This window comes from Vibrio sp. 10N.286.48.F5, assembly GCF_041469785.1.
Classification (GTDB): domain Bacteria; phylum Pseudomonadota; class Gammaproteobacteria; order Enterobacterales; family Vibrionaceae; genus Vibrio; species Vibrio crassostreae_C.
On the sequence record NZ_JBFRLG010000029.1, the window covers coordinates 110,400 to 126,354 of the forward strand.

General features: G+C 43.8%; 14 protein-coding genes and 1 pseudogene. 4 read left to right on the plus strand and 11 right to left on the minus strand.

The window, feature by feature from the left end; translation table 11 throughout:
- Positions 1-466: 466 nt before the first annotated feature.
- Positions 467-637: a hypothetical protein gene (locus tag AB4185_RS16045; RefSeq protein ID WP_004736895.1), complete on the minus strand. Its 171-nt coding sequence runs from the start codon at positions 635-637 to the stop codon at positions 467-469.
- Between the two features lie 278 nt (positions 638-915).
- Here AB4185_RS16045 and AB4185_RS16050 point away from each other — a divergent pair, with 278 nt between their 5' ends.
- A complete protein-coding gene (locus tag AB4185_RS16050; protein WP_004732526.1) occupies positions 916-1,404 on the plus strand; it encodes an Lrp/AsnC family transcriptional regulator in 489 nt (162 codons plus the stop codon).
- A gap of 108 nt (positions 1,405-1,512) precedes the next feature.
- On the opposite strand, the gene AB4185_RS16055 is transcribed toward AB4185_RS16050, so the two are convergent.
- Together AB4185_RS16055 and AB4185_RS16060 are read right to left on the minus strand one after the other, a co-directional pair.
- Positions 1,513-2,217 carry a hypothetical protein gene (locus tag AB4185_RS16055; protein ID WP_017065155.1) on the minus strand — a complete coding sequence of 235 codons (705 nt, stop codon included), beginning with the start codon at positions 2,215-2,217 and terminating at the stop codon, positions 1,513-1,515.
- A 286-nt stretch (positions 2,218-2,503) separates the two neighbouring features.
- Positions 2,504-4,354 (minus strand): ABC transporter ATP-binding protein, encoded by a 1,851-nt coding sequence (locus tag AB4185_RS16060; protein ID WP_372135653.1) that lies wholly within the window; start codon positions 4,352-4,354, stop codon positions 2,504-2,506.
- 586 nt (positions 4,355-4,940) lie between these two features.
- On the opposite strand from AB4185_RS16060, the gene AB4185_RS16065 reads away from it, so the two are divergent.
- Positions 4,941-5,915: an arginine deiminase-related protein gene (locus AB4185_RS16065; RefSeq protein ID WP_372135654.1), complete on the plus strand. Its 975-nt coding sequence runs from the start codon at positions 4,941-4,943 to the stop codon at positions 5,913-5,915.
- Positions 5,916-6,066: 151 nt separating this feature from the next.
- Here the strand turns inward: AB4185_RS16065 and AB4185_RS16070 are convergent, their stop codons facing one another.
- The 6 genes and pseudogenes from AB4185_RS16070 to AB4185_RS16095 all read right to left on the minus strand — a co-directional run bounded on the left by AB4185_RS16070 (position 6,067) and on the right by AB4185_RS16095 (position 11,329).
- Positions 6,067-6,699 (minus strand): triacylglycerol lipase, encoded by a 633-nt coding sequence (locus tag AB4185_RS16070; protein ID WP_017067109.1) that lies wholly within the window; start codon positions 6,697-6,699, stop codon positions 6,067-6,069.
- A gap of 134 nt (positions 6,700-6,833) precedes the next feature.
- Positions 6,834-7,033: pseudogene (locus AB4185_RS16075) on the minus strand (AraC family transcriptional regulator); the annotation flags it as partial.
- Positions 7,034-7,051: 18 nt separating this feature from the next.
- Positions 7,052-7,627, minus strand: a complete 576-nt coding sequence (locus AB4185_RS16080) for a mechanosensitive ion channel family protein (protein ID WP_017070158.1) — start codon at positions 7,625-7,627, stop codon at positions 7,052-7,054.
- Entirely contained in the window at positions 7,627-8,562 is a 936-nt protein-coding gene (locus tag AB4185_RS16085) for a CorA family divalent cation transporter (RefSeq protein WP_065584471.1), read from the minus strand. The genes AB4185_RS16080 and AB4185_RS16085 overlap by 1 nt, the downstream gene beginning before the upstream one ends.
- Positions 8,563-8,889: 327 nt before the next feature.
- Complete coding sequence (locus AB4185_RS16090) at positions 8,890-10,512, minus strand: phosphoethanolamine transferase (RefSeq protein ID WP_372106678.1); 1,623 nt, start codon at positions 10,510-10,512, stop codon at positions 8,890-8,892.
- Between the two features lie 232 nt (positions 10,513-10,744).
- Positions 10,745-11,329: a porin family protein gene (locus AB4185_RS16095; protein ID WP_065584469.1), complete on the minus strand. Its 585-nt coding sequence runs from the start codon at positions 11,327-11,329 to the stop codon at positions 10,745-10,747.
- Between the two features lie 192 nt (positions 11,330-11,521).
- Between AB4185_RS16095 and AB4185_RS16100 the strand changes: the two genes are divergently transcribed.
- A complete protein-coding gene (locus AB4185_RS16100; RefSeq protein WP_229647595.1) occupies positions 11,522-12,061 on the plus strand; it encodes a hydrolase in 540 nt (179 codons plus the stop codon).
- Here AB4185_RS16100 and AB4185_RS16105 read toward each other — a convergent pair.
- Complete coding sequence (locus AB4185_RS16105; protein ID WP_229647596.1) at positions 12,058-12,921, minus strand: MurR/RpiR family transcriptional regulator; 864 nt, start codon at positions 12,919-12,921, stop codon at positions 12,058-12,060. The two genes, AB4185_RS16100 and AB4185_RS16105, sit on opposite strands and share 4 nt — an antisense overlap.
- A 117-nt stretch (positions 12,922-13,038) precedes the next feature.
- Positions 13,039-14,313 carry an amino acid deaminase gene (locus tag AB4185_RS16110; protein ID WP_372135655.1) on the minus strand — a complete coding sequence of 425 codons (1,275 nt, stop codon included), beginning with the start codon at positions 14,311-14,313 and terminating at the stop codon, positions 13,039-13,041.
- 176 nt (positions 14,314-14,489) lie between these two features.
- Here AB4185_RS16110 and AB4185_RS16115 point away from each other — a divergent pair, with 176 nt between their 5' ends.
- The gene (locus AB4185_RS16115; protein WP_372135656.1) at positions 14,490-15,923 is read left to right on the plus strand and encodes an amidohydrolase family protein; all 1,434 of its coding nucleotides are present in this window, start codon (positions 14,490-14,492) and stop codon (positions 15,921-15,923) included.
- The last annotated feature ends 32 nt before the right edge of the window (positions 15,924-15,955 follow it).

The window sequence follows — 15,955 nt, forward strand, 5'->3', positions numbered from 1 at the left end:
TGCGTGAGAAGGGAAAGATCAACTTACTCAATGGCGTGTGATGTCAAAAAATAAAACAGAAAAATGGCTATTTTTTGAACTTGGCGCTCACTTTTGTCATTAGCTCGGTGAATTGTGGAACCGAATTGGACATGATGTGTCAATTGTCAGTAACCACTAAAGACCTATAGGACAAAGGTATGCCTGATCTCTATTGCAAAGGATGTAAAAAAACAACACTACATAAGTCTATAATGAAACGTTGTGAATCAGAGCCCGAGACAGCTTCTGGCCGTATGATGCAATGGACGTCAAAACTATTTAGTGGAAACCTGTACTACGATATGGAAACTCAGCACTTCTGCCGCACGTGCAATTGTCGTTGCGAAACTGGAAGTGCTGTTCCCCAAGTTGGCTTAGCTTAGTTAATGGTAAGTGCTTACTAACCGATATCAAAAAAACCTCCGTTTGGGAGGTTTTTTGTCATTTAAGCCGCTTTTAGTGCGATCTCGCTGTTAATGGCATTGCCATCAATCTTCACTTCCCATCCATAGTTTGAGTATTCATTTGCTAGTGCCTGAGCAACATCTTTTGATACCGTTACGTGTGTCCATGAACCAATACCGTAAGGTTTATATGCGAGTTCTTGCGTTTTCATAATAGAGTCATCCTTTCTCTTTGATAATTATATTATTCACTTTGGCCTATATCCTTTCTTTCGTTTCCGGCTCAACTTATTTGTTAATCGGGTCATTTCTATAATAATTTGTTAATAACCAGAGTTTGATTTATAAGGGTTCTTATCTATTTGTATGTGTTTATATCTGGCGTGAATATCATCCGTGCATTTAGTTTTTAAATGTGTGAGCGAGGTTTTCTTCGATTGCACTTGGTATGGAATATACTGAGCGGAATTTAGAATGTTTAAGGAATGTTATGTCTCAGCATCAGCTCGATCGTATCGATAAAGAGATACTAAGAATTCTGCATATGAAAGGGCGTTTACCTGTTGTTGAACTGGCAAAACAGGTCAACCTTACGACGTCACCTTGCTCTGATAGACTCAAGCGATTGGAGAAAGAGGGCTACATCACGGGCTATCATGCTGAGCTTTGTTCAGAAAAGCTGGGACTCGATGTTCAAGTCTTTATCCATATCCGTCTCGATCAGACTAGCTTTTCGATCTTCGACAAATTTGCCCAAGCCGTGGAAATGATGCCTGAGGTGGAAGAGTGCTACTCACTGTCGGGTGACTTTGACACCATGATCAAGGTTCGAGTGAAAGACATGAAGGCGTACCAAGCGTTTATGGCAACGAAGTTGGGCACCTTGCCTGGTGTGATTCAGACACGTAGTGAAGTGGTGATTGAAGAGCATAAAAAGGGCTTCGGCGTGAACCCTGAGTTGTTGGCAACTCTAAAATAGTGGCCTAATTTCGCTTACCAACGTGATTTAGATATAAAAAATGGAAGCAATAAGCTTCCATTTTTTGTTGAGCGTCAGATAAAGAGCAATCCGATAAACTTGTTCGCCTTAAAGCGTAATGGCCGCAGAGATTAAGCCAATCACACCACCGAATACACCGCCCCAAACCACAAGCCAGCCAAGGTGCTTCTTGATCATGGTCTGAACCATCTCTTTAACCAGCTTAGGTGTTAGTTCATTCAAGCGCTGATCGATGATCGCCTCAATGTTTTCTTTGATTTCATCCATCATCGCAGGCGATTCTAGCTCGTCTTTGATGGCATTTTTTACAGAATCACTCTTGCTGATTTCAATCACAGATTCTTGCATCTTCTCAACAAACGGCGCTTTCATTGGCTCTAGTGCTTCTGTGCCACCAAACATTGCCAACATACCGCCAAACTGAGAGTTCTCGATAACATGCACCAGTGAGTCGAATGCAGGGTTAAAGTCGATCTTCTGAATCACAGGCTCTAGATTGAGCGACTTTCCTGTCATCTCGCTGCTTAGGAAGCGGTCGATGTTACTTTCTGTAAAGAATTGCTCCATCATCAGTTGCTTGATGGCTGCCTTGAACTCTTCAAAGCGCGCTGGAATCACTCCAGAACCGTATAGGCCGGGTACTTTCTCGAACAACATGTGAATCGCAAGCCAGTTGGTGATGGCACCAGAAAAGGCGAATAGGCCTGCATAAAGCAAGTATTGGTTTGCTGTCGCATAGCCGCCAGCAAGCAGCGCTAACGCGATAACGTTAGTTAAGACACTTTTGTTCATGGTTGATCTCTAGAAAGAATATTGCGCGCATTTTAAGAAAAAAACGCCAAGAAAAAAACAAAAGGATCGATGAAGTTTATTGGACAGGTAGCAAAGAGCGCCAAATAGCAGGCATAAAAAAGGCTAGCCTCCCCCCGAAGTCTAGCCTTATTCCAGAACGCGCAAGCGAGGCGTCTTTGGTGTTAATGTCATTATATAATTACGACATAACATTCTGCCATGTGTAATTTACCGCTAATAAACAAATTGCTGTGAATCACATCGCACTTTTAAAATAGCACAAAAATTAAGCGTTTGTAGCTTGCTCAAGGTCATCGGCAATGAAGCCACCGGTTTGGTGATTCCATAGCTGCGCATAAATACCATTCTGGTTAATCAGCTCTTGGTGCGTGCCTTCTTCTACGATATTGCCGGCATCAAGTACGATCAGGCGATCCATCGCTGCAATGGTCGACAGGCGGTGTGCAATCGCAATAACCGTTTTGCCTTCCATTAGCTCAATTAAGCTCTCTTGAATCGCTGCCTCTACCTCAGAATCGAGTGCAGAAGTTGCTTCATCGAGAACAAGTAATGGAGCATTCTTTAGAAGAACACGTGAGATAGCCACACGTTGACGCTGACCACCAGAAAGCTTAACGCCACGTTCACCCACTTGAGCATCGTAACCAACGTTGCCAAACGGGTCGGTTAGCGTTTCGATAAACTCATGCGCGTGTGCTTGTTTAGTTGCCGCGTATACTTCTTCGTCTGATGCCTCTGGTCGACCGTAAAGAATGTTGTCTTTGATCGAACGGTGCAGCAGTGAGGTATCTTGAGTTACCATACCAATGTTGCTGCGCAGAGAATCTTGAGTAACGCTCGAGATCTCTTGGTCATCAATCAGGATGCGGCCGCTTTCTACATCGTGGAAACGCAGCAGTAAGTTAACTAGGGTCGATTTACCTGCACCTGAACGGCCAACCAAGCCCACTTTTTCACCCGGTTTGATGTTGAGGTTTAGGTTGTTGATCACACCCTTATTCTCACCGTAGTTAAAGCTCACGTTATCGAAGTTGATACCGCCTTGTGGAACGTCCAGAGGCTTCGCGTCTTTCTTGTCTTCGATAGCGATAGGTTTAGACAGGGTTTTAATGCCATCAATCACGGTACCTAGGTTTTCAAACAGACCACCAATTTCCCACATGATCCATTTCGACATGCCGTTAATACGCAGCGCCAAGCTGACCGCTATCGCAATCGCACCCACGGTGATTGCGCTATCTAGCCATAGGTAGATAGAGATACCAGCAATGCTGAACACCAATAGATAGTTAGCGAACTCAACACAGATGTTGAAGCCAGTTACCAAGCGCATTTGACGGTGCACAGTATCTAGGAAGCCTTCCATGCCTTCTTCGGCGTATTTGGTTTCTCTTTTACTGTGTGAGAACAGTTTCACCGTCGCGATGTTGGTGTAACTATCGACAATACGACCTGTCATTAACGATCGCGCATCGGCTTGTTCTGATGATACGTCTTTCAGCTTTGGTACGAAGTGCAGTTGGATACCGATGTAAACGAACAGCCAAATCAGCATCGGAGCCATCAAACGCCAATCTGATTCGGCTAGCATGAACAGCATTGCCGTGAAGTAAACCGTTACGTAAACAAACACATCAACCATTTTGGTCACGGTTTCACGTACTGCGAGCGATGTTTGCATTACTTTAGTGGCAACACGTCCGGCAAAATCATCTTGATAGAACGACAAGCTCTGCTTCAAAAGATAGCGGTGCGCCAACCAACGAATAGACATCGGGTAGTTGCCCAGCAAGGTTTGGTGAAGCAAAAGCGAGTAAACACTGATCAAGATCGGCATCACGACCAATAACAGAACACCCAGCCCCATGAGTGTGGATTGGTTATCTGCTAAGAAGGTTTCTGGGTTGCTGGTTGATAGCCAATCAACCAGTTGGCCCATGTAACCGAACAACGCGACTTCGATGATCGCGATGGTCATGCTCATTAGGCCGAGCAAGATTAACGGTTTTTCAAAACCTCGAGTGTAATGGCGGCAGAATGCCAGTATGCCAGTAGGAGGTTGTATCGGCTCTCCCTTTGGAAAGGCTTCAGTAAAGCCTTCAAATTTCTTGTACATAGATTTCCCTTTATAAACTAGTGCATCTATAAGCGACTGCATCGTTGGTGCAGCTTTGTTTTTATGGTCTTGATTCGAAATTTAACTGTCTTAGTTTGAAATTATATAAGCGCCCATGGGTTCTTATCAGTATTAAGTCATTCGATGGATTTTGTTCTAGCGCCTATTTAGGCACTTGGCTTTAAAACACTAAAACTTTGTCTAAGCGATACAGGAAAGGTCCAAAGAGTGTCTTTCATGACGCTTATTTTAGATTGAATTAGACAGGAAAAGTTAAGCTTATTTCAAACGTAATTGATTGTTATGCAACGGTGATAATCCTAACGTTAAATGGATTGAATTGTAATCAAAACTCGTGATGGGCGAGAAAATGGAATCAGAATATTTATCCATAAAGTGACTTAACGAATATGCATACAGTTGGTTCTTTCTGATGTGCTGTTATCTTGCAGTAAAAATTACCGATTAATCTAAGATCTGCAGTAATTGTTTGGGATAAATATTCAAATAAATATTCTTTTCAGTGAATCTTGTCGTAACAAGTTGTTTACAATTCTTAAGTAAATAAAAGATAGGGACGGTTGAAATGTTAAACCTACACAAAAAATCACTTCATATCACTAATGTTCAAAACGCCAATTGCGTTGTTATGGTGCCACCAAAAGAGTTTAAATTTAACGAAGAAACAGCACGTGATAACGAATTTCAGCACAGAGTTAATCTGACCGAAGCTGAGGTGAAAGTAGAAACGATGGCCGAATTTAAAGCTATGGTCGCTTCGTTGCGTAAAGAAGGTGTGCAAGTTGTAGAGTTTGATTACCCAGAATTGGGCGTTGAAACTCCGGATGCTGTTTTCCCAAACAACTGGTTCAGTACCTGTAGTGATGGAAGCTTATTCACGTTCCCTATGGCGTGTGAAAACCGTCAGAATGAAGTTAAGCTAAATGCTCTTATTGAAGCGTTAGAAGCGTCGGGTCGCATTGTTAACCATAGCGAGTCTCTAGAGTCTTACATCGCGCAAGGTTCTTATCTAGAGAGCACGGGCGTGATGGTTATCGACCATATCAACAAGACCATCTACGCTGCGCTTTCTCAGCGTTGTGACCGCGAAGTGTTAGAAGATTATGCGAAGCGCATTGGTTATTCTCGCGTGGTCTCGTTCCAAACGGCATTACCGTCTGGCCAACCGATTTACCATACCAATGTGATGATGGCGATTGGCGATAACTTCTGCGTGATCTGTGATGAAGTGATTCCTGAGTTTGAACGCCGCTTTGTGGTGAAGTCGCTTGCTAAAGATAAGCAGGTTATCTCTATCTCAATTGATCAGATGAACCGTTTCTGTGGCAACATCCTGCAGCTTGAAACCGTGAATGGCGACAAGGTGATCGCGATGTCTCAATCGGCTTACGATGCGTTTTCTCCAGCCCAACTAGCTCAGCTTTCGACACATGGCAAGCTGCTACCATTTAACGTGAAAACGATTGAAGACATTGGTGGTGGTTCGGTGCGATGCATGTTGGGTGAGGTGTTCCTACCAACACGAGTTAATCGCTTGTAACAAGTATAGAAAGTATAACAAGCACTCACTTTCAGTAATGAATCTTTGAATACCACTCTTATCGCAGAGTGGTATTTTTGTTTTTGTCTTTCACATATAAGAGAACAGAGCTCGATACAGGAGTCAACGCGCAAAAGCTAATGGAAATAAGCTATGAAGCGTCCTTAAAAGCTCTGTGTTCGATGAACTGAGCCGACAGTGTTACGACTTCTTTGGAGTAGACAAGCGCCGTGTGGTTGAGCTTGAGGGCGCAGGTGTCTGTTGCGCCTCGCAGGTTCGCGTCTTCAAGCGTCACCGTGCCATCACCTGGGTTTCTGCCCAATACAATGCGCCCTACACCAGCGTCATAGGTGCCGGTAATCACGCCAATCGGCACATCAATATCATAATCACCCAAGCCATCACTTAAGATCATCTTGCTCGAGCCAAAGATAAAGCCAAGACCATGATTCGACAACGTTTTGGCTATGGTTGCCCCATTGTGCGGCGTACCTGCGGTAATAATGCAGGTGTCTGCAAAGTCGGGTTGGTAGAACTTAAAGTAGTGGCGAATCAGCAAGCCACCGAGTGAGTGACCAAAAAAATAGACCTCATCGTACTCATTAAAGCGAGCATTTACGAAGCGATTGAGGCGTTTGGCTGCAGAAGGGAAACGCAGCGAGTTGTAGGCAAACTTGTGCGTTGTAAAGCCGCGTTTTTTGAAGTTTCTATCCAGATACTGCATGATCAACGCAGGCATATATAGACCATGAATTAAAACTATATGTTTGTTTTTATTATTCATTTTTGTCCTCCGTCTGATGGTGTTTTCAGTATATGGAGTCGCAATTCTAAACTCAATAAAACTTGCTACGAATGGGGCACAAAAGACAGAGGTGTACGTTATAAACAGTGCGTTCGTCATAGAGAAAAGGTGGGTTAGTCAGATCTCACTCCACCATACACATCTATGGTTAATCCGCCTTGTTTGGCGTAAGTATTGGGTGTTAGACTTTTTACCTTATTGAAGCTTCTCTCTAATGTCCTTTATCGCCAAGTTTTGCAATCCATGTCGAACTAAGCTCTTTTAATATCTTACGAATCAGTTCGCTGTGTCTATCTGTTTGACTTGCCGATATCTAAGGCACCAGTAGATCTTATGATTCTGAATTTTCAGTTTTGGTTAGCTCAGTATCACCTGCTTCACTTTTTGCTTCCGGTTCAACCAAAACTTTGATTACGCCTTTTTGTAGGATCAGGTTATTAGGGTAGGTGATAATGTTGCCCGAACTGTGTCGAAGAATAACATGGAACATGGTGATATCGATGATCACACCGCTGATGTCTTCGTCTTTCTCCGCGACTCTTACTCTGTCGCCAATGCGATAAGGGAAGACGAAAAATATTAGTACGCTGGCTGTGAGGTTACTTAGAATCGACCATTGCGCGAATAAAGCGACACCCAGCACCGCAAATATCGAAGACAAGAACAGAGAAATATCACCAAAACCCAAGTTAAGAACAATCGTAAACACAGCGATGAAGAGTAGAAACAGAACAATATTGAAACACTTAATCACGAACTGCTTTCGCTTCAATTCGACACGCTTATTTTCCGCTAATGTTTCTATCCAGTTCTTACCTAAGCGTTTGATCACCCAATACACAGTGATAAGAAGTAAACCTAAAACTACTTGTCTAAGCCACATATTGGATTGCAAAAACTCAACCATTAAATAAACCTCAATTTTTTCAAAATAACGACCTCTGCCGCTATGACCACGAGCAGCCCAACGCAAAATAGTGGAAATGCTATCGGGTTATCTGTTCCGGGTATCCCAGCGATATTGACACCCAGTAAACCGGTGAAAAACCCAGCAGGGAGGAAAATACCTGCAATGATAGAAAATAGGTACGTATTTCTATTCATTTTTTCAGCTTGTTGCTGACTTAGGCTCGCTAAAAATACATTAATTTGTTCGATGTAAAACTCAACAGACTCGTTAATTCTCAGGATGGTATCAAGGCTGTTCTTTATATGACTGTTGTGCTTACTCAATGGCGCAGGTAGGTCACTCATTAAATCTTCAAAAACGTATTTCTGTGGCTTCAAATAACGCCTTAGTCTGAGTAGCCTTGAATGTAGAGCGTTAATGGATCTTATGTCGATATTGGATGTAGATTCTAACTCGTCAATTAATAGTTCGACGGGTGCTAGGAAGGTTGAAATACTGTGGTTGATTCCACGTATCATGCCCAGTAATACATCAGGTAATGATGTCGGGCCTTGGTTTTGTTTGAGATCAGATATCAGATTACTGACCGCTTTTGAAGGAACTTTACGTGTCGATATTAAAGTGCCTTTGTACCATAAGATGCGTAGGCTAAGCATGTCGTCAGGGTTAGCACCTTCGTTTAGATTAATACCTCGCAGAATCATCAAAAAACAGTCGTGACCAAATTGTTCAAATCGAGGGCGGGTGTCATCGGTGAGTAATGAATCGATGATGGCATTTGGAACCGTATTACTGTGGAGCCATTCTCTCAAACCGTCAGCATCTCTTTGGCAGTGATACCAAGTTGATTGCTCGAATGAGGTTGGGCTGGTGGTGTGTTCATGTGCCACACCCTCAGAAAATTGCCAGCTTGAAATTATGAAAGCGTCCATTCATTTGTCCTTAATGATATGACGTAAACATTGATATTGCGGCGCCATTCAGGCGCGGTATTGAACTGAGCTTAATCGTGGTAAGTTCAATGAGCGATGTGAGTGAGATGAAGTCTAATAAGACATGTTGGCCTTTGGAGTACGACGGACTCTTCCATTATTGTCTCTATTAAATGTAGCTCATTGTTTCGTCGTTATAAATTAGCACTCTGGCTCCATGTTAGCGACAAAAAAAAGAAAAGACCGAGGTCTTTTCTTTTTAGGGGAGGTTGCTGAGAGCTTGCTCAGGCAACTCGAGTTTTCCGATGGTTTACATAAGCAAAAGCACTAGCGACAAGAAGCAAAAATGTCTTGGTTCTCTCGGTATTCTTTGGTTTGTACATCCATTAGGCCGAGTAAAGAGTCGAACAGGTTATCTTGGGAGAAGCTCTGTTCTTTGCCTGCCTTTCTTAAGCAGGTCTGGTTTATCCCTTTCTGCTCGGCGAAACCATCAGACATCCACATTATCATAGGCACATGGGTTTGCTCTTTCGGTGCCAATGAATAAGGCATGCCGTGTAAGTAGACGCCATTTTCTCCCAATGATTCTCCGTGATCGGAAATGTACATCAGCGCAACATTGTACTTATCGGTGAGTTTCTCTAGCTTCTGAATAGCCTGTGATAGAAAGAAATCTGTGTACAAGATGGTGTTGTCGTAGGTGTTGACCACTTGCTCTTTGGTGCAGTTTTCGATATCAGAACGTGGGCAGTCTGGCACAAACTTCTTATGATCTTCTGGGTATCGCTCAAAGTAAGTTGGGCCGTGAGATCCGGAGATATGATAGAAAATGATGCTATCTTGTTTAAGAACTTGAGTATCTTGTTCGAAGTTCTCTAGCATGGCTGTGTCATAGCACACATCTTTATTACACAGCGGGTCGCTGTCTTTGGCGACGAGAGTCATCTCTTTGATTCGATGTGCGACCGCCTTGTCTCCACCATCGTGCTCTCGCCAGATAGAGTGAATGCCCGCGCGGTTCATAATGTCGACTACGTTATCTTGGTTGTAGGCTTTGTCGCGATCGTAGTTGCTTCGGTTCATGTTAGAAAACATACACGGCACAGAAACCGCAGTGGCTGTTCCGCATGACTGAACATCAGAGAAAAAGATCGGATTATAGGGTTTGGTATGAGCATTGGTTTCTTTCTCATAGCCATAATATTGGTAGTTATATACACGTGCTGTTTCACCAAGAACAAACACCAATAAGGTCGGTTTGGTTGCCGCTTTTGCTTGTGGCTTGAGTTGAGCATCTAATCCCAATTCTTGATAGGGGATGGGCTGTTTGATGTAGGTGTTATTGATGTATTTGACTGTTGATGCTACGTATTCGGTCGGAATGATCATCTTTTTAAGATGAGAGTTATTACGACCAATCGACACATAATCTTTGTAAAACAACCCGGCAATGATGGCAATGACGATCAACGAAGAGAGCAATCCAATCGCCTTCCCAATAGCAAAATCTTTCCAAGATTCTCTTTCAAGATCCGTAAATAAAAGCAGCAGTGACGGGACTCCTCCCATCAGAACAAACCATAAAATAGAATAGCTGCTTAGGTAGCTAGCAGCCTCTCCGCTGTTGGTTTCGAAGACGTTTTCTATCATTCCATAGTCTACAAAAATGCCGTAGTTGAACATGCTGTAGCTGACTAAAGAGGAAGTAAGTAGTAACAAGATAAAAAAAGCTTTGGCGAATATCGGCCAGTTGAATACTTGAAAGATAAAGTTGAATGCGGCGAGAAAGAAAAATGGGATCGAGATGATAAACCCAATGCTTTCGGCTTGTGAGGCACTAAGAATATTGAACAGTTCGCGTGAGATAGGCAAGTTAATGACAAGCAGGTAATACACTGCCAAAACGAAAGGGAGTTTGTTTATCGACATGTTTAAGCGTGGTAGATTCATAGGTCTTGTCTTCCTGTGTCACTTATCCCTTTATTTTAGTCTCGCTACCAAGAAAACTCTAATATCAATGCATAAAGCTCAAATAGAAGGCGCTGAGCGATAAACTGGCTAAAGTGAAATGACGCTAAGGTGTGTAGATACAAAAAATTTACTTTACTGAGTGACCTTCATGACAAGGTGGAACAGCAAAGTGAATTAGTATGTTCAGCTTATTCTATGTGGTTCAATCACATTAGAAGTTGTATGAACCACCGAAGCTAATGCTTTTGAAGGCAAGCGTGTGGTCACCAGCTGATATCTGAGAGTTCTTAAATTGGACCGTGTCGTCTACGCTTACTGCATCCGCTTGCGAGATTAAGCGTAGCGTTAGGTGTTCGATTGGCGTGTATTCAACACCTACACCAAAGTGGAAACCCGTACCGCTGTCATCAGCGTAACCAGCACTCTTATTTGCGTTTAGGTCAACAGAGCTTAAACCAGCCAATACGAATGGGCGGATTGTGTTGTCGAATGTGTAACCAAGATTTGCTGACAAAGAAACAGACGTCGGAGACAGCTTTTCAGCGCTATTTTTGTAGTTTGCGTAATCTGTGTAGCCAAGTTCAACACCTACGATACGGTTGAATTGGTAGCCGCCGTATAGGTTGTAGCCCATGCCATCTGAATCTAAGCTACCGTGACCGTCTGTGTCAGAATCTTGGTAGACACTAAGTCCGCCACCAATGTACGCACCGCCGTCAGTACCTGCTGCTAAAGCTGGAAGAGAAACTGCGCTGATTAAACCCAGTGCTAATGCTGATTTTGTTATCTTGTTCATTTTTGTTACTCACTCTTAAATGTCATGCCAGTATCAATTATTTTTGTTTTGCGACCTTTCGACCGTTGGTGAGTATTATTCCGTAGTCTTGTACCTATTACTGTATGGCTTTGTAAGTTGAATCGTTACATAGTAGAAAAAATGCTCATCCGGTTGCGTAGTGAGTTAGGCTGCCAAAAACAAGGAATACACATGCTAATGAAACAAAATACATGTTTGGTGGTTGTGGACGTGCAAGGTAAGCTTGCACGCCTTGTTGATGAGAATGAGACACTTATTTCTAACTGTGGAAAGTTGATTAAGGGCGCACAGGTTTTGGGTCTGCCAATTATTCGTTTGGAGCAGAATCCAGAGAAGCTAGGTGCGACGGTTGATGAACTCAATGACCTTTTGAGTGATGTTAAACCAATACCTAAATTCACGTTTAACGCGTGTGATGAGCCCAAGTTTGTTGAGGCGGTTCAAGCCAAGGATGTAGAGACTTGGTTAGTGTGTGGTATTGAGGCTCATATTTGTGTTTATCAAACCGCAATGGGGTTGTTGGAACTTGGGTACAAGGTTCAGGTAGTTGGCGACTGTGTTAGCTCACGAACGGCACTCAACAAAGATCTGGCAATCCGTCGACTAATGGATGCTGGTATCCAAATCACAGGATTAGAAATGAGCTTATACGAGCTTGTGAAAGACTGCCGCGCGCGTGAATTTAAGCTCATTCTATCCTTGATTCGTTAATCACCGAGAGGCTGTCTATCGCCACCGCCTCGGTAAGAATCGAGCGCAACTTTCAAGCGACGCAGTTTGTCGCGCGAACGGTTCTTGTGATTGACTGCGATTCCCATAGAAAGCACATCCACTAACGCCAACATAGCGTAGCGAGAAGCCGACGGCTTGTAGATGAAGTCGGTTTCCATATGCTTGATGGGTAACAAGATATCGGCAATTTTTGCTAGCGGTGTATCTTGTGGGGTAATCGCAATGATCTTAAGTCCGTACTGCTTAGCCAGCTCTGCCGTTTCTGTGATCACTGGTGTAAAGCCAGTCGCAGAGATCATCACCATTACGTCATTAGCATCTGCCGTAGCAGCAACCATACGTGACATCAAGCCATCGTTGTACGACACCACTGGGTAGCCTAAACGAAACAGTCGATGTTGCAGCTCTTGAGAAGCAATGGTTGAACCACCACCCATACCAATAGCAATGATCTGTCTGGCGTTATGCAGCCAGCTGACTGCGGTTTCAACGTCTTGCTCTTTGAACAAGGTGCGGTTGATGTCTAGGCTTTGCTTGATCGATTCGTAGATACCTTGATAACCCGTTTGGTCAACCGGTTCGAGGATAAAGCGCTGGCCAACGGTTAGCGTCTGAGCCAACTTAATCTTCATATCACGTACGTTGCTGCAACCGATCGCTTTAGCAAAACGTGTAATGGTGGCTTCACTCACTTGAGCGCTTTCAGCAAGCTCTGTGATGCTGGCATTGGCAGCAAAATCAATGTCGTCCATGATCAGCTTAGCGACTTTTTTCTCTGCATCACGAAGAACAGGGAAACGCTCTGTTATCTGTGAAATGATATCTACTTCTAAACTCAAGAATCCTGATCCTTTGTTGATGGGGCTATTTGCTAATACCTAGTCATTGGTCGCTAAAGCTTAGCCCCGTTAGTATATCTTATTGTTTCGCTGATTCTAGCTTATCGAGAATTCGATTTAGAAACAGGTTTCCACCCAGTTTATTACCTGATGGTCGTCATCGCTGATGGCAATGTAGCGCCACTTATCGAAGGTTAAACACGGGTGTGAGGTTGAGAAGGCAATCATGTCTCCTACTTCAATCTCAGAAGAGCCGTCAGTTTCAACAAAAGTATGCTGATCCATCACGGAGGTAGCAGTCAGCCCTTTCACTGAGATCGCTTCGCCGCTGCGATAGCCGCGTTCGGCAATAGGTAAACCCGCATCAAAGGCCACATCACGCTTGCCTAACCCAACCACTAATTTGGTCGGTTCTGGGCGAGAGATTACATACGCCCATACTTCAAGTGCCGATTCCAGATCTCCACCCAATTCACACGCGTAACCTTGGTTTGCTTGGGCACGCTGCAACACTTTGCTTTGTGCGTCTAGGTAAATGCCTGTGTCGTGAATGGCATAGCAGCCCGGGCGGATGATCGCCAAGTAATCGGTTAGGTTCGCCAAACATTCTGCAACCACGTCATACCAAGCAGAACCAGCGCCCGTGATGATAGGTTGCCCTGCAATTAGGCCATCTGACGCGAGGCTTTCGACCGAGGTCAGCGCTTGGTTTAAGAAGGTACGAATGTCTTGCTCGGCATTGTCGCCATGAATCACGCCCTCATACACCTCAATACCCGCTAGCGAAAGTGCAGGCGTATCTTGAATGGTTTGAGCCAGTTCTAAAACTTCTTGAGGTGAACGACAACCACAACGGCCACCCGGAACACCAAACTCGATTAGAGCTTTTAGCGTCTGCTTTTTGTTGGCGAAGTATTGGTTGAGTTGCTGCACGTTTACCGATGAATCCACACAGCAATAGAAATCAACATCGAACTCACTAATAAGCTGTTCGATGATCGCCATGTTGGTTTTACCTACCAATTGGTTAGCCATGATGATTCTTTTTGCGCCTGCCATTGCTGCAATTTCTGCTTGTGCAGGTGTCGCAACGGTAATTCCCCAAGCGCCATTTTCTAGCTGTTGACGGAAGAAATCAGGCGTCATCGATGTTTTGCCATGTGGCGACAATTTAACCTGATGATGATCGGCGAATGATTGCATCCAATTCAGGTTATTGGTCAACGCTGATTGTTTGATAATTGCTACCGGAAGCGAAATGTCTTCATCAACCAGTCGATAAACACCGTTCTCAGATTGTGATACTGCTCTCCCTTTTTGGCCTTTTTCAGTCAAGATGAAACTATCTTTTTGATACTTTATAACATCTTTTTGTGCAGGGTTATGTTTCATTGCTGATTCCTAACATGATTTAAGTGGTTGTTATTTAATGTTTAAATATATCTATAATGTGTTTTGTGATAGAAACTATCACACAAATTAAAATATTATGTGTGTTTTGTCACTGAAAATAATCGGCTGGATTTCTAATATAGCTCCATCAACACAGTGGATTGAGAGAGTGAAAAATGTTGTTCGATACGATAATCAAAAATGTAGAGGTGTTTGACGGCACCGGCGAACAATCGTTTTGTGCCGATGTAGCAATCCTTGATGGAAAAATCGCCGAAATTGGTCAAATCGATCACGAAGATTGTGGCCAGTTGGTTGAGGGAGCAGGCTTAGCATTGGCTCCTGGATTTATCGATGTACATACACATGACGATACCAACGTAATTCGTTACCCAGACTGCCTACCTAAGGTCAGCCAAGGTGTGACAACCGTGATTGTTGGCAACTGTGGCATCAGCGCATCGCCAACGGTTTTGGCTGGCGATCCACCTGACCCAATGAATCTTTTAGGTGCGCAGGCTGATTTTAAATACCCAACTTTTGCGGCGTATGCACAAGCGGTAGAGCAAGCGCAACCAGCGGTGAACGTAGCAGCGTTAGTTGGCCACACCACACTGCGTAACCAAGTGATGGACGACCTACAACGCACCGCAAGCGAAGAAGAAATTGCAGCAATGCAAAGCAACCTTGATTTAGCAATGGAGCAGGGCGCATTAGGCTTGAGTTCTGGTTTGGCTTACGCAAGTGCGAAGCAAGCCAACGCGAATGAGGTGATGCAGTTAGCCAAAGTGCTGTCTAGCCATGGCGGCATCTATACCACGCATATGCGTACCGAATTTGAAGAGATCTTAAGCGCGATGGAAGAGGCGTTTGAGACAGGCCAATACGCGAAAGTACCGGTTGTTATCTCTCACCTTAAATGTGCAGGTGCAGGCAACTGGGGCAGAACTGTTGAAGTGCTTGATTTGATGGACAAGGTTTCAGAGCACCAAGATGTGTCTTGCGACTGCTATCCATACTCAGCGAGCTCTTCGACATTAGATCTGAAACAGGTGACAGACGATTTCGACATCTTCATCACTTGGTCTAAAGCAAAGCCTGAACATGCAGGCAAAACGCTTAAGCAGATTGCTGATGAGATGAACCTACCACTGATGGACGCAGCAAAAGCGCTTCAACCAGCCGGTGCGGTTTACCACTGCATGGATGAGAACGACGTAAAGCGCGTATTGAAATACAAGCTGACCATGGTTGGTTCTGATGGTTTACCAAATGACCCGCATCCACATCCAAGATTGTGGGGCACTTTCCCGAAAGTCTTAGGCCACTACTGCCGAGATGAAAAACTGTTTGCGCTGCCAGAAGCGATTCACAAAATGACCGGAATGTCTGCGAAGCGCTACAACCTCGCGGGAAGAGGTGAGATTCGCCAAGACGCATTTGCCGATTTAGTTTTATTTGATCCAAAGAATATTAAAGACACAGCAACATTTGAAAATCCTATGTCAGTTGCTGAGGGAATCGAAAGTGTATTTGTAAATGGTGAGTTAACTTACCAAAAAGGAAAAGTGAAAAATAATCGTTCAGGCGTTTTTATTTACCGTAATTAGAATTTAATTATTTTATTAGATATACAGTAATA